The following is a 23,279-nucleotide window of genomic DNA, read 5'->3' as shown; positions in this document are numbered from 1 at the left end:
GGTACCGACAAAAAGCAATAAGGGCGGGATCCCCCGCCCTTGATTTATTCCAGCTGTTGCAGCTCGCCCTGCTTGCTTACCCGCCAGCGGTGCTCGCAAAAGAACAGCAGCGGATTATCCTGCTTACTGTCGCTGTAACCGCTGTATAGCTTCAGCGGCGCACCGAGCCGTTGCTCCAGCTGCACCACTTTCTGCTCCCCCAGGCAACGCAGGGTCAAGACCCAACCGCCGCAGCGGCGCGTGATGCGACTGCCGATCAACCGCACCCGCGGCAGAAACGCCGAATCGCGATACACCTGCTCCACCAGCCGTTCCGGCGAGCCGGTAATCAGCCACACTTCGGCATCGTGCTCCTCCAGGTACTGCCGCAACCGCATTTGCACCACCGGAAATGCGGTCACCTTCTGGCGAAAGGCCTCGATAAACTGCCGCTCCAACGCCTTCAGCGTCGCTTCGGAACGCCCGAAAGTGATCGCCCACAGCAGCAGGCTCATCGGCCAACGCGCGGCGCGCCCCAGCAGCAGCAGCGCCAGGCCGATCGGCAGCAGCAGCGGTATCACCAGCAACAGGTTCAGCGGCAAACGGCGCAGCAGAAAGCGCAAGAAACTGCCGAACATATCCTCCTGATGCAGGGTGCCGTCCAGATCGAAAAAGACCACGCGGCGCCCCTCTGCGGCCGATGGTTGCTGCTTGTCGCTCAAACGCTACTCCTCGGGATCGTTGAACCCCATCATCCAGGTGAAGAGAAAACCGGCGATAATCGTAATCAGCATCCCCGCCAGATACAACATCACCTTACCTGAGACGATGGTCAACGCCAAAGGCAGTCCCGAAATGCCGAAGGTGATGACCGTCGCCACCTTCCAGTAGCTGATGAGCGCACCGCCGACCGCACCGCCGAGGCAGGCGCCGATAAACGGCCGGCCCAGCGGCAGCGTCACCCCGAAGATCAGCGGCTCGCCGATGCCGAGAATGCCGACCGGCAACGCCCCTTTGATCACCTTCTTCAGCCGCGCGTTGCGGGTTTTCAACAGCACCGCCAGCGCCGCCCCCACTTGACCGACGCCGGCCATCGCCAGGATCGGCAGCAGCGGGTTGGAACCGTGCGCCTGCACCAGCTCGACGTGGATCGGCACCAGCCCCTGATGCAGGCCGGAGAGCACCAGCGGCAGGAACAGCCCCGAGAGCAGCGCTCCCACCAGCAGCCCGCCCTTGTCGATCGCCAGATTGGCGCCGTGGGCGATGGCGTCGGAAATAATCCCCCCGATCGGCTGCAGAATCAGGATCGCCAGCGAGGCGGTGACCAGCGTGGTCAGCAGAGGGTTAAGGATCAGTTCGACCGACTCCGGCAGCAGCGTGCGCAGGCGTTTCTCCACCCAGCACATCAACGCCACCACCAGCAGCACGGCGATCACTCCGCCGCGCCCCGGCTGCAACGCCTCGCCGAACAAGGTAATCTGCGCCAGCGCCGGGCTGGAGAGAATGCCGGCCATCACGCCGCCCATCGCCTGAGAACCGCCGAATACCCGCGCGGCGTTGACCCCGACCAAAATGTTCATGATGGCGAACACCGCGCTGCCGAAGATTGCCAACAGCCCCAGCACGTTCGGGTAGTCCACCGCCAGCTGGCCGGCGATGTCAGGCCGTTTCAGCAGGTTAATGATGCCGGTGATCAGCCCCGAGGCGATAAACGCCGGGATCAGCGGAATAAAGACATCGGCCAGCTTTTTCAGCGCGCCGCTCATCGGCGCAGCGTATTTTTGCTTGGCCTGCGCCTTGGTGCGCGCCGCATCACCGACGGCGACGACGGGCTGCGCGCTGCCGCTCAGCAAGGCGCGCATGGCGTCCACCACCTTGGCGGCGGCGCCTGGGCCGACGATAAACTGATGCTGCTCACCCTGTTTGATATAGCCTTTCACGCCGGGCAGCTGCTTGAGGGCGGTCAGATCCAGACGCTGCTCGTCGCTGACCTCGACGCGCACCCGCGTCATGCAGTTCTCCAGTTTGAGGATATTGCCCTCGCCCCCCACACCCGCCAGGATCTGTGTCGCCAATGCCGTTGTCTTGTCCATCGCCGCCCCCACCGTGAATTAACGCGCCAGCGCCGCGCGCAGGTAGCCATCGTGCCGCTGCAGCCGCTGCTGCGCCTCTTCGGCGCTGACGCCGGCCAAAATCATCAGGATCGCCGGTTTAACCTCAAAGTCGGTCTGCGCCAGCGCCGCCTCCGCCTGAGCGCGTTCGGCACCGGTGGCCTCCACCACGATGCGGCAGGCGCGATCCACCAGTTTGACGTTGGTGGCCTTCACATCCACCATCAGGTTCTGGTAGACCTTGCCCAGCTTGACCATCGCGCCGGTCGACAGCATGTTGAGCACCAGTTTCTGTGCGGTGCCGGATTTCAGGCGCGTCGAGCCGGTCAGGGCCTCCGGCCCCACCACCGGCGAGATCGCCACCTGCGCTTCATGCGCGATCGGCGAATCCGGGTTGCAGGAGATGGCCGCCGTCGGGCAGCCCAGCCCGCGCGCATAGCGCAGTGCGCCAATCACATAAGGCGTGCGCCCGGAGGCCGCCAGCCCCACCACCATATCGACGGCGGTGAGGTTCAGCGCCCGGAGATCGGCTTCGCCCAGGGCATCGTCGTCTTCCGCCCCCTCCACCGCTTTGAGCAGCGCGCCCGGCCCGCCGGCGATCAGCCCCACCACCACGCCGTGCGGCACGCCGAAGGTCGGCGGGCACTCGGAAGCATCCAGCACGCCCAGGCGGCCGCTGGTACCGGCGCCCAGATAAATCAGCCGCCCACCGGCCTTCAACGCCGCCGCAGCCAAATCGACCGCCTGCGCAATCGCCGGCAGCACCTTTTCAATCGCCTCCGGCACCTTGCGGTCTTCCTGGTTAAAGCAGCGGACCATGTCCAGCGTCGACATCTCATCCAGCCCCATGGTGGCCGGGTTGCGGGTTTCCGATACCAGTGCGCCTAAGTTCATCTGTTCACCTTTGAATTTTTAATTCACAAAATTAAATCAATATTTGAATATTTTATTCAACAAAGCGAGCGCTATTTGTTATTTTAACGACGAGCTCACAAAAATTTTCACCGCGCGTTTTCGCCCTCTGCGTGGCAAAATAGCCGCTGGTTTCCAGGGAAAGAACAATGAGTACCCTTCTGCGCATTCGCCAGATGTATCCGACACTGGCGCAAAACGACCGCAAACTGGCGGATTTTCTGCTGAATAACGCCGAGCAGGCGCGCCATCTCAGCTCACAAAAGCTGGCCCAGCTGGCCGGCATCAGCCAGTCGAGCGTGGTCAAGTTCGCCCAAAAGCTGGGCTATAAAGGTTTCCCGGCGCTGAAGCTGGCGCTGAGCGAGACGCTGGCCCAGCCGCAGGCCGAACCGGTAGTGACCGTTCACAACCACATCCTCAGCAGCGACACGCTGAAAATCGTCGGTGAAAAACTGCTGGCGGAAAAGCAGGCGGCGCTGCGCGCGACGCTGGACATCAACAGCGAAGAGCGGCTGCATCAGGCGCTGGACATGCTGCGTCAGGCGCGCCGGGTGATGCTGATCGGCATCGGCGCTTCCGGGTTGGTGGCCAAGGATTTTTCCTTCAAACTGCTGAAAATCGGCGTGATGGCGGTGGCCGAAGCGGACATGCACGTTCAGCTGGCGGCGGTGCAGGCGCTGGATAAGCGCGATCTGCTGCTGGCTATCTCCTTCAGCGGCGAACGGCGTGAAATCAATCTGGCGGCGGAAGAGGCGCGCCAGGCCGGCGCCAGAGTGCTGGCGCTGACCAGCTTCTCTCCCAACGGCCTGCAGCAGCGCGCGGACCACTGCCTCTATACCATCGCCGAAGAGCCCCACACCCGCAGCGCGGCCATCTCTTCCAGCACGGCCCAGTACGCTCTCACCGATCTGCTGTTTATGGCGCTGATCCAACACGATCTCGATCATGCCCGCGACCGCATCAAGCACAGCGAACAGTTAATGAAAAAGTTGGTTTGAGGCGTATAATGGCGGCCGATAAAACGCCGCCAGTTCAATTATTTCCCTTCTTTGCATTCGAAAAGTAATGTACGGGTGGTGACCTGCTCAATTATCGATCAACAATTGAGCGTGCATGGACAGCATTATTTAACGATACCATTATGAATACACACACTGTTATTTTAGATAAGTTGCGATATTCCGTGACTCATCCGACTTTGCGTGCCTTTTTGCTCTATGTCATTACTGCATTGATTCTAATCAAGGCGATGGGATACAGCGGTGGAAAAGGCATTGATATTCTTTTTATTGCACTTATTTTACTATTATTATCTATCCATTCGGTTACCCGATACGGCCTGATTATTCCGTTTATTCTGCTGTGTGCGTTGTATGCGCCGGTCGGAGCTATTTACGGCACCCCTTCCGCTGCCGTGATGTCCGCCCTGTTGCAAACCAACCTCATAGAAGCGACGGAGTTCTTGCAGACCCTGCCGACCAGTTGTTATCTGCTGCCTGCCGCCATTCTGGTTATGCTGGCCATTCTCAGCCTATTTATTTGGCGGCAAGCCATTTCAAAACAAACCATACTTCCCATGCTAGCCCTGCTCATGGTTATCATTATCGTCAGAACCTTCAATGGCGGCGTGGCGAATCTTAAATTGCCTGACTTCTTTTTATCCATCTACTCAGCTTACCATCAATACCAACAGCAGGTTGATGAATTAAGTGCCGGCGCTTCAGCACCGGACACTTGGTCAATAACCGCAAGCGCACCGACGAATGAAAACTATGTCATTATCGTCGGCGAAAGTATGCGCAGGGATCATATGTCCTTATTTGGTTATCCGGTGTCCACTACACCGTTTTTGGATAATGCCAAAGGGCGGTTTTACAGCAATTATATTTCCACCGCGCCGAATACGTTCGAATCGCTCCCCCGCACGCTGGCTTTAAGCAACGGCCACAGCATTGCCCTCGGGGATAATCTCATCACGCTGGCAAAAGCCGCCGGCCTCAATACCCACTGGCTGTCCAATCAGGGCATGTTCGGGCAATTCGATACGCCGGTATCAAAAATCGCCATGTTCAGCGATAGCTATTACTTCCTGAAGAAAGGCGACTATCAATCGCGCAACACCGATGATGATGCGCTGCTGCCGATATTTGACCAACTATTGAGCCGCCAGGGGCAAGGCAACCTGTATGTGCTGCATCTGATGGGCTCGCACGCCGACTTTTGCGAGCGGCTTAACGGCGAACCGCCGAGCGTCGAGTCGCCGAATAAGGAGCTGGCCTGCTACCTCTCTACCTATCGCAAGACTGACCGTTTTATCGAGCAGGTTTATCACAGTCTGAAACAGACCGGCGCGCCGTTTAAACTGTTCTATTTCTCCGATCACGGTCTTTCCCATAAGGATATCGGCGGCATACGTTCTCTGCGCCACAGCGGCGATACCCGGCAGAATTACCAGGTGCCGTTGCTGGTACTGAGCGATCGCGACCAACAGCACCAGATCATTGATGATCCCTTGAGCGCGTTCGATTTTATCGGGCTGTTTGCTCAAGAGGCGGGAATACGGGTTGCCTATCCGGATATGATGCCCACCCTGCGCATGGCGGATACAGACAAGCGCTGGGTGTTTGATGGGCAAAGAATGGTTGATTTCGATCAGTTGGCTGACGACCCGCCTGAGTTACCCTAAGCGGTAAGATGACGAAAAAACGCCCGTTGCGCGGCGATTCTATGATAGATTGCGCGCCAGCCCGAGCACACCGATGGAAAGATAACTGACAATGGCACTGCTGATTACCAAGAAATGCATCAACTGCGACATGTGCGAGCCGGAATGCCCGAACCAGGCGATTTCGATGGGCGATGAGATTTATCAGATCGATACCGATCGCTGTACCGAGTGCATCGGCCATTATGATACGCCGACCTGTCAGCAGGTTTGCCCGATCGACAATACCATCATCACCGATCCGCAGCATCGCGAGAGCAACGAACAGCTGTGGGACAAGTTCGTGGTGCTGCACCACGCCGATCGTATTTAATCCGCCGCAGGACTGACAAGGGCGCCACAGGCGCCCTTTCTATTTTCAGCTTTCGACGATCACCGTCGCGCAGGCGTAGCGCCGTTCGTCGGCCAGCGAAACGTGGATCGCGGCGACCCCCATCTCCCCGGCCAGCTCGGCGGCGCGGCCGTGCAAACGAATATTCGGCTTGCCCAACGCATCGTTGAACACTTCGAACTGATTGAACGCCAGGCCGTTGCGAATGCCGGTGCCGAACGCCTTGGCGGCGGCCTCTTTCACGGCGAAACGTTTGGCCAGAAAGCGAATCGGCTGCTGGTGCTGCTGATACAGCGCCCACTCGGCGTCGCTCAGCACGCGGCGCGCCAGACGATCGCCGCTGCGCTCAACCACCGCTTCGATACGCGCCATCTCGACGATGTCGGTACCCAGCCCGAGCACCGCCATTACCGGCGCGCTTCCCGCATCAGCACTTTCATGTCGGCAACCGCGGCCGGCAGCCCGCTCATCACCGCCTGGCCGATAATCGCATGGCCGATGTTCAGCTCGTGCATTTCCGGCAGCGCGGCAATCGGCTGCACGTTGTGGTAGGTCAGGCCGTGGCCGGCGTTGACCTTCAGCCCCTTCTCGGCCGCGTAGGCGGCGGCTACCGCGATGCGGCGCAGCTCGGCCTGTACCGCCAGCTCGCCCTGCGCTTCGGCGTAGGCACCGGTGTGGATCTCGATATAAGGGGCGCCCACCGCCACCGCCGCGTCGATCTGGCGATGATCGGGATCGATGAACAGCGAGACCAGAATGCCCGCCTGCGCCAGGCGCTCAACCGCCACGCTCATTTTGTCCAGCTGGCCGGCGACGTCCAGGCCGCCTTCGGTGGTCACTTCTTCGCGCTTTTCCGGCACCAGGCAGCAGAAATGCGGCTTCAGCTCAATGGCGATATCCAGCATCTCGTCGGTCACCGCCATCTCCAGATTCATACGCGTCTGGATGGTCTGGCGCAGCAGGCGCACGTCGCGGTCGGTGATGTGGCGGCGGTCTTCGCGCAGATGCACGGTAATGCCGTCGGCCCCCGCCTGTTCGGCAATGAATGCCGCCTGAACCGGATCCGGGTATTGGGTTCCGCGCGCGTTACGTAACGTGGCGATGTGATCGATATTGACGCCCAGCAGCAAATCAGCCATGACAACCTCTAAATACGATTTTCAGTGCCAGCAGTTTACACGCGGGCGCAGGGCGGCAAAAGGGGAAAAGGTCAGGCGTCGTCGACCGGCGTATTCGGCTGTTTGCGCACGAACTGGCGGAACAGTTCGCGGCTCTTCAACGGCTTGCCGCCGAGGTAGGGTTTCAGCGCCATGCGGGTGAAACGCTTGGCGGCGCGCAGCGTCTCGGCATCGGGAAACTGCCGCTCCGCCAGCGCGCGCAGTTCGCGCCCGGTGAAGCTGTAGTGATCCACCACCAGGCTGGCGATAAAGCCTTTCTCTTCGCGGTAACGATAGGTCATGGCATCATCCACCGGCAGGCCGCTGCCGGCGCAGTGCAGGAAATCGAGGCCGTAACCCAGGTGGTGCAGCAAGGCCAGCTCGAACTGACGCAGCGCCTGTTCCGGCGAGCTGTCTTCCGCCGCCAGCGCCTGCAGGCATTGCAGATAGTCGAAGAACAGCACCGAGTAGTTGGTTTCCTGCTCCAGCACGCGCGCCAGCAGTTCGTTCACGTACAGGCCGCTGTAAAGCATCATGCCGCTGAGGGGTAAACCGAGAGAGACCGCTTCGGCGTTGCGCAGCGTTTTCACTTCGCCGCGGCCGCCCCAGCGCACTAACAGGGGGGTAAAGGGCTGCAGGCAACCCTTCAGATTGGAGCGGCGGCTGCGCGCGCCTTTCGCCAGCAAGCGCACCCGCCCATGACCTTCGGTAAACAGATCCAGCATCAGACTGGTTTCACTGTACGGCCGCCCATGCAGGACGAAAGCGCGCTCCCAGCCGTCCACGGATCGTTACTTCAGATCGTCAACATAGCCCAGGCTGCGCAGCGCACGTTCGTCGTCCGCCCAACCGGATTTCACTTTCACCCACAGCTCCAGATGCACTTTGGCGTCGAACATTTTTTCCATGTCCTGGCGCGCTTCAATGCCGATGGTTTTGATCTTGGCGCCTTTGTTGCCGATGACCATTTTCTTCTGGCCTTCGCGTTCGACCAGGATCAGGCCGTGCACATCGTAGCCACCGCGATCGTTAGCCACGAACTGTTCGATTTCTACCGTCACCGAATAGGGCAGCTCTTCACCCAGGAAACGCATCAGCTTCTCACGGATGATCTCGGAGGCCATAAAGCGCTGGGAGCGATCGGTGATGTAGTCTTCCGGGAAGTGGTGCTCAGCTTCCGGCAGCAGCTTGCGCACGATGCCGGCGATGGTGTCAACGTTCATCCCTTTCTCGGCGGAGATAGGCACCACGTCGAGGAAATTCATCTGCTGGCTGAGGAACGCGATGTGCGGCAACAGCTTGGATTTGTCGGTGACGTTATCGACCTTGTTGATCGCCAGCAATACCGGGCAGCGCAGGCTGCGCAGCTTGTTGACCACCATTTCGTCGTCGGCGGTCCAGTTGGTGCCTTCGACCACGAAGATCACCAGTTCGACGTCGCCGATCGAGCTGCTGGCCGCGCGGTTCATCAAACGGTTGATGGCGCGTTTTTCTTCGATGTGCAGCCCAGGGGTGTCGACGTAGATCGCCTGATAAGCGCCATCGGTGTCGATGCCCATGATGCGGTGACGGGTCGTCTGCGGCTTACGCGACGTAATGGAAACCTTCTGCCCCAGCAGTTGGTTCAGCAACGTCGATTTGCCCACGTTCGGGCGGCCGACGATGGCGATAAAACCGCAGTGTTGTTTTACTTCACTCATTCAAGCTCCAGCTTTTTCAGCGCTTGTTCCGCTGCCGCCTGCTCGGCTTTACGGCGGCTCGAGCCGGTGCCCACCACGGGCTCGCTCAAACCACTCACCTGGCAGTGGATGGTAAACTCTTGGTCGTGCGCTTCACCGCGAACCTGCACCACCAAATAAGAAGGCAACGGCAGATGACGCCCCTGCAAAAATTCCTGCAAACGGGTTTTCGGGTCTTTCTGCTTATCACCGGGGCTGATTTCGTCCAACCGGCTTCGATACCAGTCCAAAATCAGCCGCTCGACGGTCTGGATGTCGCTATCCAGGAACACGCCGCCGATCAATGCCTCCACCGTATCCGCCAGGATTGACTCGCGGCGGAACCCACCACTTTTCAATTCGCCTGGCCCAAGCCGCAGACATTCGCCCAGGTCAAACTCGCGCGCCATCTCCGCCAGCGTGTTGCCGCGCACCAGCGTGGCGCGCATGCGGCTCATATCGCCCTCGTCTACGCGAGGAAAGCGATGATAGAGCGCATTGGCGATGACAAAGCTCAGAATCGAGTCACCCAGAAACTCAAGACGTTCATTGTGTTTACTGCTGGCGCTGCGGTGAGTCAAAGCCTGCAGTAAAAGCTCCTGCTGTTGAAAAGTGTAGCCCAGCTTCCGCTGCAGCCTGTTTATTACGATGGGGTTCATGAGTTACCAATAGATCAAGAATGCGTCAAAAACTTGCAGCATACGGAACAGGCCTGCTTCGCCGAAAGCCGATCCAAAGCTGTTTCGTTTGCAGTGGCTCCCAGCAGGAGCCAACTTTTTATCGCTCGAGAAAGTATTCTACAACGAGTGGAAACATAATGCTGTGTTTATATCCCCTTAATCTTTCACGCCGCAGTAGGCTGCGGCGTGAAATAGACAGAGAATAAGTCAGCGATTAATGAATGCCGCCGATCCGGCTGAAACGTACGCCGGTAGGCCACTCACCTTCCTGCTTTTCAAAGCTCATCCAGATGGCCGTGGCTTTACCCACCAGATTCTTCTCCGGCACAAAGCCCCAGTAACGGCTGTCCGCGCTGTTGTCGCGGTTGTCGCCCATCATGAAGTAATGCCCGGCCGGCACCACCCACTCCGCCAGCGGTTTGCCCGGCTGTTGGTAGTAAGCGCCCACCTGATCCTGCGTACCCGGCACGGTCAGGATACGGTGCGTCACGTTGCCCAGGCTCTCCTGACGCTCACGCAGACGAATGCCGCCTTGAGGCACGTTGTCGTTCAGCGGGATCTGGTAGAAGCCGTTGCTGGCCTCGCCCATGCCGCTACGGCTGAACAACTGCACGAAGTCGCTCGGCTGCGCGTCCGCGTAGGTCACCGCCAACGCGGTATCGCAGGACTGCCCGCTGTTGCAGGACGGCTGCACCGTAACGCGCTTATTCACTGGATCGTAAGTAATACGATCGCCCGGTAGGCCAATCACGCGCTTGATATAATCCAGTTTCGGATCCAGCGGATATTTAAATACCGCAATATCGCCGCGCTTCGGATGGCCGGTTTCAATGAGCGTGGTCTGGGTAATCGGATCTTTAATGCCGTAGGCATATTTCTCCACCAGAATGAAATCGCCAATCAACAGCGTCGGCATCATTGATCCGGACGGGATCTGGAACGGTTCGTAAATAAACGAACGCACCACAAAGACCAGCAACAGCACCGGGAACACCGATGCGCCAGTCTCTACCCAACCAGGCTGCTTTGCCACTTTCGCCAGCGTTTTATCGTCTACGGCGCCCGCGGTCTGTTCGTTGACCGCCGCGATCTTCGCGCGGCGGGCCGGCGCCCATTTAAAGCGCTCGAAGCACCAGATGATCCCGGTGACCAGGGTGGCCAACGCCAGGATCAGGGCAAACATATTCGCCATGCAAACTCCCTCGTTTCGCGAACTCGTCGCGGTTACTTGCCGTCTTTACCGACGTGCAGAATGGCCAGGAACGCTTCCTGCGGCAGCTCGACGTTGCCGACCTGCTTCATGCGTTTCTTACCGTCTTTCTGTTTCTGCAGCAGCTTTTTCTTACGGCTGACGTCACCGCCGTAGCATTTCGCCAGCACGTTTTTACGCAATTGCTTCACGGTGGAACGCGCGATGATGTGCGTGCCGATCGCCGCCTGAATCGCGATGTCGAACTGCTGACGCGGGATCAGCTCTTTCATCTTCTCCACCAGCTCACGGCCGCGGTACTGCGAATTATCGCGGTGGGTGATCAGCGCCAGCGCATCCACGCGCTCGTTGTTGATCAGCACGTCCACGCGCACCATGTCGGAAGCCTGGAAGCGCTTGAAGTTGTAATCCAGCGACGCATAGCCGCGCGACGTGGACTTCAGGCGGTCGAAGAAGTCGAGCACCACTTCCGCCATCGGGATTTCATAGGTCAACGCCACCTGGTTGCCGTGGTAAACCATGTTGGTCTGCACGCCGCGTTTCTCAACGCACAGGGTGATGACGTTGCCCAGGTATTCCTGCGGCATCAGCATGTGACATTCGGCGATCGGCTCGCGCAGTTCCTGGATGTTGTTCAGCGGCGGCAGCTTGGACGGGCTGTCGACGTAGATCACTTCTTTGCCGGTGGTTTCCACTTCGTAGACTACCGTCGGCGCGGTGGTGATCAGATCCAGATCGTATTCACGCTCCAGACGTTCCTGAATGATCTCCATGTGCAGCAGACCGAGGAAGCCGCAGCGGAAGCCGAAGCCCAACGCGGTGGAGCTTTCCGGCTCGTAGAACAGGGACGCGTCGTTAAGGCTCAGCTTGCCCAGCGCATCACGGAAAGATTCATAGTCGTCGGAGCTGATTGGGAACAGACCGGCGTACACCTGCGGCTTCACTTTCTTAAAGCCCGGCAGCGCTTTATCCGCCGGCTGACGCGCCTGCGTCAGGGTATCGCCCACCGGCGCGCCGAGGATGTCTTTGATCGCACAGACCAGCCAGCCCACTTCGCCGCAGTTCAGCACGTCGCGATCGACCTGCTTCGGCGTGAAGATACCCAAACGATCGGCGTTATACACCTGGCCGGTGCTCATGACCTTGATCTTTTCGCCCTTGCGCAGCGTGCCGTTCTTGACGCGCACCAGAGACACGACGCCCAGGTAGTTATCGAACCAGGAGTCGATGATCAGCGCCTGCAGCGGCGCATCCGGATCGCCCTGCGGCGCAGGAATGTCGCGCACCAGACGCTCCAGTACCTCGGGCACGCCGACGCCGGTTTTGGCCGAGCAGCGCACCGCATCGGTAGCGTCGATGCCGACGATGTCTTCAATTTCCTGCGCGGCGCGATCCGGATCGGCGGCCGGCAGGTCGATTTTGTTCAACACCGGCACCACTTCCAGATCCATTTCGATCGCGGTGTAGCAGTTGGCCAGCGTCTGGGCTTCTACGCCCTGACCGGCGTCCACCACCAGCAGCGCGCCTTCGCAGGCCGCCAGCGAGCGGGAGACTTCATAGGAGAAGTCAACGTGGCCAGGGGTGTCGATAAAGTTAAGCTGATAGGTCTGCCCATCCAGCGCTTTATAATCCAGCGTTACGCTCTGCGCCTTGATGGTGATGCCGCGCTCGCGCTCCAGATCCATGGAATCGAGCACCTGCGCAGCCATTTCACGGTCGGACAAGCCACCGCAGATTTGGATAATGCGGTCAGACAGCGTCGACTTACCGTGGTCAATATGGGCAATAATGGAGAAATTTCGTATATGCTTCATTATAAAAGTTTTTCTGCCTTGGTATTTCTGAATTACTCGCCTATAGAAACCCGCATGGACCTAAAGCGACAGTGAATGGGTGAGGCCGTCTTGCACCTGAATCGCTGCATTCTACATGCCACACCACTGAAAACCTAGCGATCGGTGCAGTGAAGGCATTCTATTATGCGCCGCTAAATGTTACAGGTCGCCCCGGCGGGTGAAAACAGATGTTAACGCGGACAATACAGCCTGAACCCGAGGCTTGCCGGTGCTCCGTGGCCATCAAACTCCGGTGCTAATACATAACCGGCCGCAGCGCAATAAACCCCTTCTGAAATTATCGAAAAAGAATATTTGGATCAACCTCTTAGAATTCCATTTTGCCTCACTTCCTTTAGGAAAAACCCCATATACGCCACCACCTCGCCTCGGATAGAAAGGACATGAACTCCGCGACAAAACATTATTCAGGGCACAACATCGGCAGCCCACCGGGGTTCACCAGCATATCTGCGTACGTTGATTGGAAGGTGCATTATGATCGATAAAGGGCAAATGCTGAGCCGGCACGATTTTTCGAAGGTCAACTGGGGCATTCTGGCGGCGGCGGCGCTGCTGTTTAGCGTGGGGGCCGCGCTGTTGGTGCTGCCGCTGCTGAGCAGCATTGACGAGAGCGAGGTCATCACGCTGTTGCAGGCCGGCGCAGGCACGATTTTACTCGGCTGTACGCTACTGGCGCTGCGGCATTATCTGCGCCCGACGCTAACCTATCGCCTGTACGAGCACGGCGTGCGGGTCTTTGACGACCATCATCACAAAGAGCGTTTCATCCCGTTTGAGAAAATTGGCGATATCTATCGCTTTCGTGGCGGTAAGGCTTTTGGCGGGCTGTTTGACGTTACGGCGTTCCGCGCCGGCGCAGATCAGCCCTGGTGCACGGTTTTCAGCAATGTCGCCCATTCCTGGCGGCTGGCGGACGTGATCGTCGATCAACAGCTGCAGCAACGCGGGCCATTGGCGTTGAATGCACTCTATCAAGGGGAAACGGTGTCGTTTCACACCGTTGAGGGCAATGCACGCTGGCTCTGGCAGCTGCTGCTGGGCAAGCGGCAAGGCACGCCGACGGAAACGCTGCGGCTGAGCGCCACCTTGCTGACCACTGAACGGGGAAACGTACCCATCGAACAGATCCGCGCATTGGAAAATCATCCACAGCGCGGCATCCGCTTGCTCGACGGCCAGGGAAATGTGCTGTTCGCCATCAGCGACGATTCGCTGCTCAGCGCCGATCTGTTCATCGCGCTGTTGGAGCATATGATCCACAACCGCATCCCCGCCTATCACAACCCGGCGATGACGCGGCCGTCGGTTTAAATCAGCGGGGAGTTTTCCGCCTGCATGCGCATCGCGGTAGGCGGCAACCCAATCTGCAGCACCACCGGCTGGTAATCGGCCTGCTCGCCCAAATGCCGGGCCAACCGGCGCGCCAGCATAAAGGCCACCCCGCCGCCCAGCACGGCGCCGATCGCCGCCGAGGCGTCGCTGCCGAAACAATATTGCAGCAAGGTGCCGCCCAACATCATGCCCAGCAGCGGCGTCAGGTAAACCAGCATGGCGGAGCGCAGCAGGCTGCCTTCCGCGATGCCGACCTCGACGCGCTGCCCCGGTTCGAGCGGCTGATCGATATGCACCTGCAGCTGATGCTCGGTTTCCGGCACCAGTTCGTTCAACGCGCGTGCGCCGCAGCCGGAGCGTGCGGTGCAGCTGCCGCAGCCGGCCTTGGGTTCACAGCGCAGCAGCGCTACGCCCTGTTGCCACGAAACCACCGTGGCCCACTCTTTCATCATTACGGCGATACCTTGAAAGAAATGCTGTCGGCGATGCGCTTGGCCGTAGCCGGCGGCAATTCGCCCACAATAGTGATTTCGTTGCCCGCGCGCACTTCGGTCTGAATGGTGCGGCGCCCCTGACGGTAGTACTGCTGCCCGGCTCCGCTGCCCGCCGGGCTAACGTTGACCGAGAAGCTGAACAGGCCGTCGCTGTAGAGCCGGGATTCGACCGGCACGGCAACGTTTGGTAATTTGCGGCGATTGCGCGCCACCTCGTCCACCCCGGCCGGCAGCCAGCCGGTGCTCCAGCTCAGTTGGACGTTTTCCACCGCCGGCAGCGACAGCAGCGGTGGCAAGTTGGCTTTGAGCAGCCCCTGCATCGCGCCCTGCACGTCAGCACCGACCGCGAAGGAGATCACCCGATACTGCTCCAGCGTTTCACCGTCGCGATCGAGCAGATCCACCCGCAGCGGCAGCTTGGTGTCCTCGTCCATCCAGACGATGTAGCTGTAGCGTGAACCGTCGCGCGCCACCACGCGCAGCACTTCACACGGCCGATCGGCAATGCGGGTGCTGCCCACGGAGATGAAGTCGTAATACTTGGCCAGACGGGTGAAATCGGCATAGACGATCGCCGGCAGCGCATCGACGATGTGATCGCCGGTAAGCGTGAACGGCTCCAGGCCAGGCTCGAAGTAGCTGATCCCGCCGCCGCGCTGCAACACTTCGCGGCGCGGGCCGTCCATATGCAACAGCTGGCCGAGCGGCACGTTGCCGATCACCGCATGGCGATAGCGCAACGACTCGATTCCCTGCTTGCTGATGCTGATGTAGGCGAGCTCGTAATTGAGAGAACGGCTGGCGCTGCTCATCTGTTGCAATAACGCCCCGGACGCAGTTGGCTGCGCCGGGGCGATGCTGGAATAGAGCAGGCTGCCCGTCAATAAACAAACGGAGAACCAGATTGGCTTCATTACTGCTGTTGCATTCCTAAAGACTGAGTTCCGGGAACCTGAATGGCAGCCTGTTGCGGGTTGCTTTGCTCAAGCTGCAGCTGATCCGAATGCAGGCGACGTTGCAGTTCATAGTCCTGCAGCATGGCGTTGATACGCTTGCGCTGTTCCTGTACCTGCTGCTGTTGGCCGCTGCCGGTGGAGAAGCTGTCGGCCGGAACGCCCAGGCTGACCGGTGAGGCCTGGCCCATGATCGGCAGCGTGGTAAAGGCCGGCGATTCGGAGGCATTCAATTGCGCAGCGGGCTGGTTGTAGTGCTGTACGCCGACGATCACCGCCAGCGACACGCAGGCCGCCATACCGATTTGCGTAATCTGGCTCGCCCAAGGACGCACTTTGTCCCAGAACGGCATTTTCTGCCAGGTGTGAGGCTGCGGCTGAGATTCCTGAACGGCAGAAGGCACCAGCCGGGCAGGTTCTTTCTCAAGTGCAGCGGCTACGCGATCGGTGATGTCGAGATGCATCACTTGCCCGACATCACCTCGCAGTGTGTCACGTATCAGGTGATAGCTCTGCCAGCTTTGTTGAAGCGTTCGATCTTGCGACAGAGAACTCAACAGCTCGCTGTCGAACGATTCACCATCCATCAGAGCGGAAAGCTTTTCTTTCTGCATGCCTAAGTACCCTTCCTGTGCCCGCCATTGCTAACGCTGGATCAGCGGTTGAACTTTATTATCGATAGCTTCCCGGGCGCGGAAAATACGCGAACGTACGGTTCCGACCGGGCAATCCATGATGGCGGCTATCTCTTCGTAGCTTAGCCCATCCAACTCCCGCAGAGTAATCGCCATGCGAAGATCCTCAGGGAGCGACTCAATGGTACGGAAAACTATCTGTCTCAGCTCTTCTGACAACATTAAGTTCTCAGGGTTCGAAATTTCTTTCAGTGCGCCCGCACTTTCGTAATTTTCCGCATCGTTGGCGTCCACATCACTGGATGGCGGACGGCGCCCCTGAGCAACCAGATAATTCTTTGCCGTGTTCACGGCGATTCGATACAACCAGGTATAAAAAGCGCTGTCGCCACGGAACGATTCCAGTGCGCGATAGGCCTTGATAAACGACTCCTGCACCACATCGGGCACATCGCCCTGCGGCACATAGCGGGAAACGAGACTCGCCACCTTATGCTGATAGCGCACTACCAGTAGGTTAAACGATTTCTGATCGCCCTTTTGGACCCGCTCGACCAGAACTTGATCCGTTAACTGCTCGCTCATCCGAGGTAAACTCTCCCCAAATCCGTCTCCACGCGTAAAATTGTACTGCCAGCCATACATTATTTTCCTGAGCAAGCACTCGCTTGGAGTTCATATAGAACACGAAGTTCCATATCGCCATTGTTTTTTCTGTTGATGTCACCCTATCCGTGGCTTTTGCCCGGACAGTTAGGCTAACATGAAATTCACTCTTCTTCTGCACACATCATACGTTATGCAACCATCATCTGAACATGTTAGCGATGTACTGATCGTCGGCAGCGGCGCTGCGGGCCTGTCACTGGCGCTGCGCCTGGCGCAGCATTGCAAGGTTACCGTTCTCAGCAAGGGGCCGCTCAGCGAGGGCGCCACCTTTTACGCCCAGGGCGGGATCGCCGCGGTGTTCGATGAGACGGACAGCATTGCCTCACACGTTGATGACACTTTGATTGCCGGTGCCGGCCTGTGTGACAAAGAGGCCGTCGAATTCATCGCCGGCAACGCGCGCCACTGCGTGCAGTGGCTGATCGATCAGGGCGTGCTGTTCGACACCGAGATCAACGCGCAGGGCGAGGCGCATTATCACCTCACGCGCGAAGGCGGCCACAGCCATCGCCGCATCCTGCACGCCGCGGACGCGACCGGTAAGGAAGTAGAGACCACGCTGGTGGGGAAAGCAAGCGCTCACCCCAATATTTGCGTGATGGAGCGCCGCAACGCGGTTGACCTTATCACCTCGAATAAAATCGGCCTGCCGGGCACCCGCCGAGTAGTGGGCGTTTACGTCTGGAACCGCGAGCTGGAGCGGGTGGAAACCTACCGCGCCAAAACGGTGGTGCTGGCGACCGGCGGCGCGGCCAAGGTGTATCAATACACCACCAACCCCGATATCTCCTCCGGCGACGGCATCGCCATGGCCTGGCGCGCCGGCTGCCGGGTCGCCAACCTGGAGTTCAACCAGTTCCACCCGACCTGCCTGTTCCATCCGCAGGCGCGCAACTTTTTGCTGACCGAAGCGCTGCGCGGCGAAGGGGCTTACCTGAAGCGCCCGGACGGCAGCCGCTTTATGCCGGATGTCGACCCGCGCGGCGAACTGGCCCCGCGCGATATCGTCGCCCGCGCCATCGACCATGAAATGAAGCGCCTGGGTGCCGACTGCATGTATCTGGATATCAGCCACAAGCCGGCGGAATTCATCACCCAGCACTTCCCGATGATCCACGAGAAGCTGCTGACGCTGGGCTTCGATCTGACCCGGCAGCCGATCCCGATCGTCCCGGCGGCGCACTACACCTGCGGCGGCGTGATGGTCGATCAGCACGGCCGCACCGATCTCGACGGGCTGTACGCCATCGGCGAAGTCAGCTATACCGGCCTGCACGGCGCCAACCGCATGGCGTCGAATTCGCTGCTGGAGTGCCTGGTGTACGGTTGGTCGGCAGCGGAAGACATTCTGCAGCGCCTGCCATTCATCCAGCAGGCCAAACAGGTGCCGCACTGGGATGAAAGCCGGGTGGATGATGCGGACGAACGGGTGGTGATTCAGCACAACTGGCACGAGCTGCGGCTGTTCATGTGGGATTACGTCGGCATCGTGCGCACCACCAAGCGGCTGGAGCGCGCCCTGCGCCGCATCAACACGCTGCAGGCGGAAATCGACGAGTACTACGCGCACTTCCGCATCTCCAACAACCTGCTGGAGCTGCGCAATCTGGTGCAGGTGGCCGAGCTTATCGTGCGCAGCGCCATGGCGCGCAAAGAGAGCCGCGGCCTGCACTACACGCTGGACTACCCGGATTTGCTGCCGGAAGCGCTGCCGACCATTTTGCAGCCTTAAATTCTGCGACAGGGCGCCTTATCGGCGCCCTTTTCTTTTCAGTAAAACAGGTAGAAGTCGGTGATCAATCGGCGGAAATCGTCGGTATAGCTGCCATCGGCCTGTTTGATCGCCAGCGCCTGCTCCTGCAGCGGCGTTTCCCGCCGCGTCAGCGCCAGCAGCACCCGGTGCAGCGGCGTATCGGCCCGGTCGCTGACGTTCACTTTCGCCGCCGTATGCCAGCCGCTTTGCAGCGCCAGGCGTTCGAATTCGGCGCCAACGTCGTGCGGCAGCACCACGCAGAACGTCCCCTGTTCCGCCAGCAGCTGCGCCGCGCAGGCCAACAGCGCATCGTGCGTCAGGGTTTCGGTGTAGCGCGCGTTGTGGCGCGCCTGGTCACGGCAGGCCACCGCCGGCTCGAAATAAGGCGGATTACTGACGATCAGATCATACTCAGCGGCATGTTGCTGCGCATAATGATGAATATCCTGCGCATGCACGCGGATGCGCTGCGGCCACGGCGATTCCGCCGCGTTTTCGCGCGCCTGGCCGGCGGCGGCCTCGTCCAGCTCCACCGCGTCGACCGTCACCTCGTCGCCGCTGCGCTGCGCCAGCATCAGCGCGATCAGCCCGCTGCCGCTGCCGATGTCCAGCACCCGGCGCCCCTGCCCCAGCGGCGCCCAGGCGCCGAGCAACACCCCGTCGGTGCCCACTTTCATGGCGCAACGATCGTGGGCGACAAAGAATTGTTTAAAGGTAAAACCCCCGCGACGCGGGGTAAAATCGGCTTTCGATCGCTTGCTCACACTCACCACCTGGCTATAAAACTGGCGTAGCATAAGGCAATCTGATCGACGGGAAAAGAGCGGCTTTCCGCTTAAATAGGTGAAGATCGCGGCCAACCCGTCTATAATCGGCGCCCCAAGTAGAGGTAGACCATGACAGCAACCACTTTTTCCGAACTCGAACTCGATGATCGCCTGATCGACGCGCTGCGCGACAAAGGCTACGATCGCCCCACCGCTATTCAGGCCGAAGCGATCCCGCCGGCAATGGACGGGCGCGACGTCTTAGGTTCGGCTCCGACCGGCACCGGCAAAACCGCCGCCTTCCTGCTGCCCGTGTTGCAGCACCTGCTGGACTTTCCACGCAAAAAATCCGGCCCGCCGCGCGTACTGATCCTGACGCCAACGCGGGAACTGGCGATGCAGGTCGCCGACCAGGCGCGTGAACTGGCTGCTCATACCTCGCTGGATATCGCCACCATCACCGGCGGCGTCGCTTACATGAACCACGCGGAAGTGTTCAGCGAAAACCAGGACGTGGTGGTCGCCACCACCGGCCGTTTGCTGCAATACATTAAAGAAGAGAACTTCGACTGCCGCGCGGTGGAAACCCTGATCCTCGACGAAGCCGACCGCATGCTCGACATGGGCTTCGCGCAGGACATCGAAACCATCTCCGCCGAAACCCGCTGGCGCAACCAGACGCTGCTGTTCTCCGCCACGCTGGAAGGCGAAGCGATCCGCGAATTCGCCGAGCGCATCCTGAAAGAGCCGGTGGAAGTGGAAGCCGATCCGTCGCGCCGCGAACGCAAAAAGATCCTGCAGTGGTACTACCGCGCCGATGACGTGCAGCACAAAACCGCGCTGCTGATCCACCTGCTGCAGCAGCCGGACGTGCAGAAATCGGTGATCTTCGTGCGCAAACGCGAGCGCGTGCACGAGCTGGCCACCTGGCTGCGCGAAGCGGGCATCAACACCTGCTATCTCGAAGGCGAAATGGTGCAGGCCAAACGCAACGAGGCGGTCAAACGCATGATGGATGGCCGGGTTAACGTGCTGGTCGCCACCGACGTTGCCGCACGCGGCCTGGATATCCTCGATATCACCCACGTGTTCAACTTCGACATGCCGCGCACGGCGGACACCTACCTGCACCGCATCGGCCGTACCGGCCGCGCCGGGCGCAAAGGCACCGCCATTTCACTGGTGGAAGCGCACGACCATCTGCTGCTGGGCAAAGTGGGCCGTTACCTGAACGAGCCGCTGAAAGCACGCGTGATCGACGAGCTGCGGCCGAAAACCAAGGTGCCGAACGAGAAGAGCAACGGCAAGCCCTCGAAGAAAGTGCTGGCCAAACGCGCGGAAGATAAAGCGAAGAACAAAGAAAAGGCCAAGGTGAAAGTGCGCCATCGCGACGCCAAAAACGTCGGCAAACGCCGTCAGGCGAAGGCCAAACCGGCCGGCGACGCGGAATAACCACCGCTGCCTAAGAAAAACCGCCTTTACAGGCGGTTTTTTTATGGGCGTTTACTGCTGCGCGTAGTGCGTGGCCAGGCGATGCCCCTGCAGCCATTTGTCCAGCTCGCGGAACTGCACCTTCAGCTCGTCATTCTGCAAATGCGCCGGCGTTTGCGAGAAATAAAACTGGAACACGACGCCCTGCTGGTTGCGTGCCCGGGCATCGGCCCCGGCCTGCAACCAGCAGCAGCGCCAGGTGCGGCGCGTTAATCTTCGCCGCCAGATGCAGCGGGGTATCCCCCAGCCGGTCGCTCAAGGTGGTGTCCGCCCCGGCCGCCAGCAACAGCCGCAGTTGCTCTTCGCGCCCGGCCAGCACCGCCGCCGCAAGCGGCGTGGCGCCGGTAACGGCATTACGCACGTTCACCTGCGCCCCTTCGGCCAGCAACAGCCGCAGGTACTGCGCGTCTTGCAGCATCGCCGCGGTGTGCAGCGCACTGTTGCCGTCCAGCCCCGCCGCCGCCGGGTCGGCGCCGAGATCCAGCAACGCCTGCACGCTACCCGGCTGCAGCGAAAGCACCGCCCACTGCAACATCGTGACCTGTCGATCGCCCCGTTCGCGCAAGCGATCCTGCGTGGCCTGTGCACGGATACCCTGCGTATCGCCACGCGCCACCGCCTGAGCCAGCGCCAGATTGCTGCGGCCGTCAAACGGCGAAATCTCCTGCCCCATCTGTTGCTCCTTAGCCATCATCAGTAAACCGGTCACCGCGACCAGCGCCAGTAAGGCTATCGCCAGCGCCCGCCGCAAGCGACGCCCTTCAGGCATTGGCCTTCGCCTCCCACGGCTTTTGTTCCGCCATCGAGCTTATCACCTTGTCGATGCCGTGCGCCGTCAGGCTGCGATCCAGATGCTTGCTCGGCCGCCAGTCATCGATACCGGTCAGGGTATCGTTGTTGGCCAGGGTGATGTTGTGGCCGATGGCGTCCGGGATCAGCGAGGTCGACTCCTGGGTGCTGGTCAGCATGTCATATTGCTCGCTGTAGCGGCGAATGCCGCCGGCTTCGGCATCTTTCTTCGCCGCCGCCGGATCGATACCCAGGCGATTCAGGGTGTAATCCGAGACCCCAGCCGCGTTGAAGGTGACCGCGACGGTACCGGTCGCCAGCGCAGCCGTGGCCGCCAGACCACCGCCAAGCGAATGGCCGGCGATCACCAGCGCATCGCCGAAGGCCGCCTTGGCGCTTTTGGCAGCGGCAACCGCCTGATTGTACTGCACATCGTCATAGCCCGTCGCCTGCCGCACGTTGCTCAGCCAGTCGCGCCAGTCGTTGGTGCCGGCGAACGCCAACACATACTGCTTGTCGTTGCTGTAAACCCCGGCCTGGAAACCGCTGCCCGCGTCGTGCAGGCTGGCGGGATCGATGCCGAAACCGAGCAGCGCGCTGTCGCTCAGGCGGTTGAACCCGGCAGCGCCCTGGCCGTTCAGTGAATAAACGTCCTTGGCCAACAGCGCCAACGCATAATCACCTTCCTGCGATTGTTGCCCCCGGGTCACGCCCGGCGCTGCCGCCGCCGTCGGGGCCGCCGCTGAAATATCGCCGACCAGCGTATTCAACAGATTCTGCGCATTGAGCGTGTTCTGAGAAGGGGTGGCCACCGGCGCCGGATTTGCCGGCGCTGCCGCAGGCTGCGCCGCCGTCGCCGTCTCGGCAGCGGCGCGAGGTGTAGGGATCGCGGCCACCGGGGATACTGCAGAGGTAAAACTTAAAGGCATACTCATGCCGACTCCTTGTCGATAGACTTTTTATTGAGCACCTGAATAGGTGCTGATTTAGCTATCGGCAGGTCGGATGAGTTCTGTATTAGAAATGCTTATCTTTGTACAGAATGTGATCCGCGTTCGGTTTTCGGCCGCCAAACGCAGAAAAGGGAGCCGAAGCTCCCTGATTGACTGCGCCGCAAATTACAGGCTTTCGGTAAAGGTGCGGGCGATAACGTCGCGCTGCTGTTCCGGCGTCAGAGAGTTGAAGCGCACCGCATAACCGGACACGCGGATGGTCAGCTGCGGGTATTTTTCCGGGTGCTTGACCGCGTCTTCCAGAGTTTCGCGACGCAGCACGTTAACGTTCAGGTGCTGACCGCCTTCCACGCGCACGGTCGGCTGCATTTCCAGCGGCACTTCACGGTATTCGATCTGGCCCAGGTCGCTCACCGCGACAACCTGATCTTCCGCGTAGTTGGCCTTGGCGCACACGCAGCGAGCTTCCGCTTTTTCATCATCCAGCAGCCAGAAAGAATTCACCAGCGCCTGGTCGTTCGCTTTGGTAATTTGAATACCGGTAATCATTATGTTGCCTCCGTACAAGGGCGTAAAAATTCACGTCGTGAGAAAACCCAATTCTGGTTTCGGCCATTTGGTAAAACCATTGTTGTCTTGTTGTTCTGTATACCAGCCTGACCGGGCCAGTTCCTTGATTAAAGTCAATTTTTACCGGGTAGGCACAGGGCGTGAAGGGGCAAATTTATGTTTTATATCAATTTTCCCGCTGCGGCAAAAAC

The 23,279-nt window shown here is 59.8% G+C and carries 23 protein-coding genes and 1 pseudogene; 6 read left to right on the top strand and 18 right to left on the bottom strand.

The features are described from left to right. Positions 1-44: 44 nt before the first annotated feature. From yfhb to murQ, 3 genes are read right to left on the bottom strand one after another with little or no spacing between them, the layout of a single operon-like run. Complete coding sequence (yfhb, locus tag FUU19_RS20350) at positions 45-701, bottom strand: phosphatidylglycerophosphatase C (protein WP_202670460.1); 657 nt, start codon at positions 699-701, stop codon at positions 45-47. A gap of 3 nt (positions 702-704) precedes the next feature. Continuing rightward, a complete protein-coding gene (locus FUU19_RS20345) occupies positions 705-2,072 on the bottom strand; it encodes a PTS transporter subunit EIIC (protein WP_230490023.1) in 1,368 nt (455 codons plus the stop codon). 18 nt (positions 2,073-2,090) lie between these two features. Further along, on the bottom strand, positions 2,091-2,984 hold the full coding sequence (gene murQ, locus FUU19_RS20340) for an N-acetylmuramic acid 6-phosphate etherase (RefSeq protein WP_230490022.1): 894 nt from the start codon (positions 2,982-2,984) through the stop codon (positions 2,091-2,093). A gap of 167 nt (positions 2,985-3,151) precedes the next feature. Between murQ and FUU19_RS20335 the strand changes: the two genes are divergently transcribed. From FUU19_RS20335 to FUU19_RS20325, 3 genes are all read left to right on the top strand, one after another. Then, positions 3,152-4,000 (top strand): MurR/RpiR family transcriptional regulator, encoded by an 849-nt coding sequence (locus tag FUU19_RS20335; RefSeq protein WP_141967166.1) that lies wholly within the window; start codon positions 3,152-3,154, stop codon positions 3,998-4,000. A gap of 143 nt (positions 4,001-4,143) precedes the next feature. Beyond that, on the top strand, positions 4,144-5,688 hold the full coding sequence (locus tag FUU19_RS20330; RefSeq protein WP_230490021.1) for a phosphoethanolamine transferase: 1,545 nt from the start codon (positions 4,144-4,146) through the stop codon (positions 5,686-5,688). Positions 5,689-5,779: 91 nt separating this feature from the next. Beyond that, positions 5,780-6,040, top strand: coding sequence for a YfhL family 4Fe-4S dicluster ferredoxin (locus FUU19_RS20325; RefSeq protein WP_060441116.1), 261 nt, complete (start codon positions 5,780-5,782; stop codon positions 6,038-6,040). 45 nt (positions 6,041-6,085) lie between these two features. Here the strand turns inward: FUU19_RS20325 and acpS are convergent, their stop codons facing one another. The 7 genes from acpS to lepA form a co-directional block, all read right to left on the bottom strand. After that, a complete protein-coding gene (gene acpS, locus FUU19_RS20320) occupies positions 6,086-6,466 on the bottom strand; it encodes a holo-ACP synthase (RefSeq protein ID WP_019452319.1) in 381 nt (126 codons plus the stop codon). Continuing rightward, entirely contained in the window at positions 6,466-7,197 is a 732-nt protein-coding gene (gene pdxJ / locus FUU19_RS20315; protein WP_025303943.1) for a pyridoxine 5'-phosphate synthase, read from the bottom strand. Before pdxJ ends, acpS begins: the two co-directional genes overlap by 1 nt. A 71-nt stretch (positions 7,198-7,268) precedes the next feature. Continuing rightward, complete coding sequence (recO, locus tag FUU19_RS20310) at positions 7,269-8,000, bottom strand: DNA repair protein RecO (RefSeq protein WP_004929165.1); 732 nt, start codon at positions 7,998-8,000, stop codon at positions 7,269-7,271. Positions 8,001-8,006: 6 nt separating this feature from the next. Beyond that, positions 8,007-8,915: a GTPase Era gene (gene era, locus FUU19_RS20305; RefSeq protein ID WP_025303944.1), complete on the bottom strand. Its 909-nt coding sequence runs from the start codon at positions 8,913-8,915 to the stop codon at positions 8,007-8,009. Further along, positions 8,912-9,592, bottom strand: coding sequence for a ribonuclease III (gene rnc, locus FUU19_RS20300; RefSeq protein WP_004929158.1), 681 nt, complete (start codon positions 9,590-9,592; stop codon positions 8,912-8,914). The genes era and rnc overlap by 4 nt, the downstream gene beginning before the upstream one ends. Before the next feature lie 235 nt (positions 9,593-9,827). Then, positions 9,828-10,805, bottom strand: coding sequence for a signal peptidase I (gene lepB, locus FUU19_RS20295; RefSeq protein ID WP_033644122.1), 978 nt, complete (start codon positions 10,803-10,805; stop codon positions 9,828-9,830). Between the two features lie 32 nt (positions 10,806-10,837). Then, positions 10,838-12,637, bottom strand: coding sequence for a translation elongation factor 4 (gene lepA / locus FUU19_RS20290; RefSeq protein WP_230490020.1), 1,800 nt, complete (start codon positions 12,635-12,637; stop codon positions 10,838-10,840). Between the two features lie 519 nt (positions 12,638-13,156). Here lepA and FUU19_RS20285 point away from each other — a divergent pair. Beyond that, positions 13,157-13,993: a hypothetical protein gene (locus FUU19_RS20285; RefSeq protein WP_141967092.1), complete on the top strand. Its 837-nt coding sequence runs from the start codon at positions 13,157-13,159 to the stop codon at positions 13,991-13,993. Here the strand turns inward: FUU19_RS20285 and rseC are convergent. Genes rseC through rpoE form a run of 4 tightly spaced genes read right to left on the bottom strand, consistent with a single transcriptional unit; the run spans position 13,990 to position 16,681 of the window. Beyond that, positions 13,990-14,466 (bottom strand): SoxR-reducing system protein RseC, encoded by a 477-nt coding sequence (gene rseC / locus FUU19_RS20280; protein ID WP_141967090.1) that lies wholly within the window; start codon positions 14,464-14,466, stop codon positions 13,990-13,992. The two genes, FUU19_RS20285 and rseC, sit on opposite strands and share 4 nt — an antisense overlap. After that, positions 14,466-15,422 carry a sigma-E factor regulatory protein RseB gene (rseB, locus tag FUU19_RS20275; protein WP_141967088.1) on the bottom strand — a complete coding sequence of 319 codons (957 nt, stop codon included), beginning with the start codon at positions 15,420-15,422 and terminating at the stop codon, positions 14,466-14,468. Before rseB ends, rseC begins: the two co-directional genes overlap by 1 nt. After that, the gene (rseA, locus tag FUU19_RS20270) at positions 15,422-16,075 is read right to left on the bottom strand and encodes an anti-sigma-E factor RseA (RefSeq protein ID WP_230490019.1); all 654 of its coding nucleotides are present in this window, start codon (positions 16,073-16,075) and stop codon (positions 15,422-15,424) included. Before rseA ends, rseB begins: the two co-directional genes overlap by 1 nt. 30 nt (positions 16,076-16,105) lie before the next feature. Further along, complete coding sequence (gene rpoE / locus FUU19_RS20265; RefSeq protein WP_004929136.1) at positions 16,106-16,681, bottom strand: RNA polymerase sigma factor RpoE; 576 nt, start codon at positions 16,679-16,681, stop codon at positions 16,106-16,108. Between the two features lie 214 nt (positions 16,682-16,895). On the opposite strand from rpoE, the gene nadB reads away from it, so the two are divergent. Further along, complete coding sequence (gene nadB, locus FUU19_RS20260; protein ID WP_230490018.1) at positions 16,896-18,497, top strand: L-aspartate oxidase; 1,602 nt, start codon at positions 16,896-16,898, stop codon at positions 18,495-18,497. A 38-nt stretch (positions 18,498-18,535) separates the two neighbouring features. Here nadB and trmN read toward each other — a convergent pair whose 3' ends face one another. Next, on the bottom strand, positions 18,536-19,315 hold the full coding sequence (gene trmN / locus FUU19_RS20255; RefSeq protein WP_230490017.1) for a tRNA(1)(Val) (adenine(37)-N(6))-methyltransferase TrmN: 780 nt from the start codon (positions 19,313-19,315) through the stop codon (positions 18,536-18,538). Positions 19,316-19,414: 99 nt separating this feature from the next. Between trmN and srmB the strand changes: the two genes are divergently transcribed. Next, complete coding sequence (gene srmB, locus FUU19_RS20250) at positions 19,415-20,737, top strand: ATP-dependent RNA helicase SrmB (protein WP_141967080.1); 1,323 nt, start codon at positions 19,415-19,417, stop codon at positions 20,735-20,737. Between the two features lie 51 nt (positions 20,738-20,788). Here srmB and FUU19_RS20245 read toward each other — a convergent pair. The 3 genes and pseudogenes from FUU19_RS20245 to grcA all read right to left on the bottom strand — a co-directional run bounded on the left by FUU19_RS20245 (position 20,789) and on the right by grcA (position 23,067). Beyond that, positions 20,789-21,545 (bottom strand): annotated as a pseudogene (locus FUU19_RS20245) (ankyrin repeat domain-containing protein). Beyond that, positions 21,538-22,500, bottom strand: a complete 963-nt coding sequence (locus FUU19_RS20240; protein ID WP_025303953.1) for a Tle-like phospholipase domain-containing protein — start codon at positions 22,498-22,500, stop codon at positions 21,538-21,540. The pseudogene FUU19_RS20245 and the gene FUU19_RS20240 overlap by 8 nt, the downstream one beginning before the upstream one ends. 183 nt (positions 22,501-22,683) lie before the next feature. Further along, positions 22,684-23,067 (bottom strand): autonomous glycyl radical cofactor GrcA, encoded by a 384-nt coding sequence (gene grcA / locus FUU19_RS20235; RefSeq protein WP_004929114.1) that lies wholly within the window; start codon positions 23,065-23,067, stop codon positions 22,684-22,686. Between the last annotated feature and the right edge of the window lie 212 nt (positions 23,068-23,279).

The sequence above is a fragment of the Serratia montpellierensis genome, from assembly GCF_020858655.1.
Lineage (GTDB): Bacteria > Pseudomonadota > Gammaproteobacteria > Enterobacterales > Enterobacteriaceae > Serratia > Serratia montpellierensis.
Note: the sequence above shows the minus strand (reverse complement) of the source record. Positions and strands in the feature narration are given on the sequence as shown.

Coding starts and splice junctions, on each gene's coding strand:
- rseB (WP_141967088.1), bottom strand. CDS start 15,422: ATGAAGCCAATCTGGTTCTCCGTTTGTTTATTGACGGGCAGCCTGCTC.
- FUU19_RS20285 (WP_141967092.1), top strand. CDS start 13,157: ATGATCGATAAAGGGCAAATGCTGAGCCGGCACGATTTTTCGAAGGTC.
- nadB (WP_230490018.1), top strand. CDS start 16,896: ATGCAACCATCATCTGAACATGTTAGCGATGTACTGATCGTCGGCAGC.
- rseA (WP_230490019.1), bottom strand. CDS start 16,075: ATGCAGAAAGAAAAGCTTTCCGCTCTGATGGATGGTGAATCGTTCGAC.
- murQ (WP_230490022.1), bottom strand. CDS start 2,984: ATGAACTTAGGCGCACTGGTATCGGAAACCCGCAACCCGGCCACCATG.
- lepA (WP_230490020.1), bottom strand. CDS start 12,637: ATGAAGCATATACGAAATTTCTCCATTATTGCCCATATTGACCACGGT.
- rnc (WP_004929158.1), bottom strand. CDS start 9,592: ATGAACCCCATCGTAATAAACAGGCTGCAGCGGAAGCTGGGCTACACT.
- trmN (WP_230490017.1), bottom strand. CDS start 19,315: ATGCTACGCCAGTTTTATAGCCAGGTGGTGAGTGTGAGCAAGCGATCG.
- pdxJ (WP_025303943.1), bottom strand. CDS start 7,197: ATGGCTGATTTGCTGCTGGGCGTCAATATCGATCACATCGCCACGTTA.
- FUU19_RS20325 (WP_060441116.1), top strand. CDS start 5,780: ATGGCACTGCTGATTACCAAGAAATGCATCAACTGCGACATGTGCGAG.
- rseC (WP_141967090.1), bottom strand. CDS start 14,466: ATGATGAAAGAGTGGGCCACGGTGGTTTCGTGGCAACAGGGCGTAGCG.
- srmB (WP_141967080.1), top strand. CDS start 19,415: ATGACAGCAACCACTTTTTCCGAACTCGAACTCGATGATCGCCTGATC.
- grcA (WP_004929114.1), bottom strand. CDS start 23,067: ATGATTACCGGTATTCAAATTACCAAAGCGAACGACCAGGCGCTGGTG.
- acpS (WP_019452319.1), bottom strand. CDS start 6,466: ATGGCGGTGCTCGGGCTGGGTACCGACATCGTCGAGATGGCGCGTATC.
- FUU19_RS20330 (WP_230490021.1), top strand. CDS start 4,144: ATGAATACACACACTGTTATTTTAGATAAGTTGCGATATTCCGTGACT.
- FUU19_RS20240 (WP_025303953.1), bottom strand. CDS start 22,500: ATGAGTATGCCTTTAAGTTTTACCTCTGCAGTATCCCCGGTGGCCGCG.
- lepB (WP_033644122.1), bottom strand. CDS start 10,805: ATGGCGAATATGTTTGCCCTGATCCTGGCGTTGGCCACCCTGGTCACC.
- FUU19_RS20345 (WP_230490023.1), bottom strand. CDS start 2,072: ATGGACAAGACAACGGCATTGGCGACACAGATCCTGGCGGGTGTGGGG.
- rpoE (WP_004929136.1), bottom strand. CDS start 16,681: ATGAGCGAGCAGTTAACGGATCAAGTTCTGGTCGAGCGGGTCCAAAAG.
- FUU19_RS20335 (WP_141967166.1), top strand. CDS start 3,152: ATGAGTACCCTTCTGCGCATTCGCCAGATGTATCCGACACTGGCGCAA.
- era (WP_025303944.1), bottom strand. CDS start 8,915: ATGAGTGAAGTAAAACAACACTGCGGTTTTATCGCCATCGTCGGCCGC.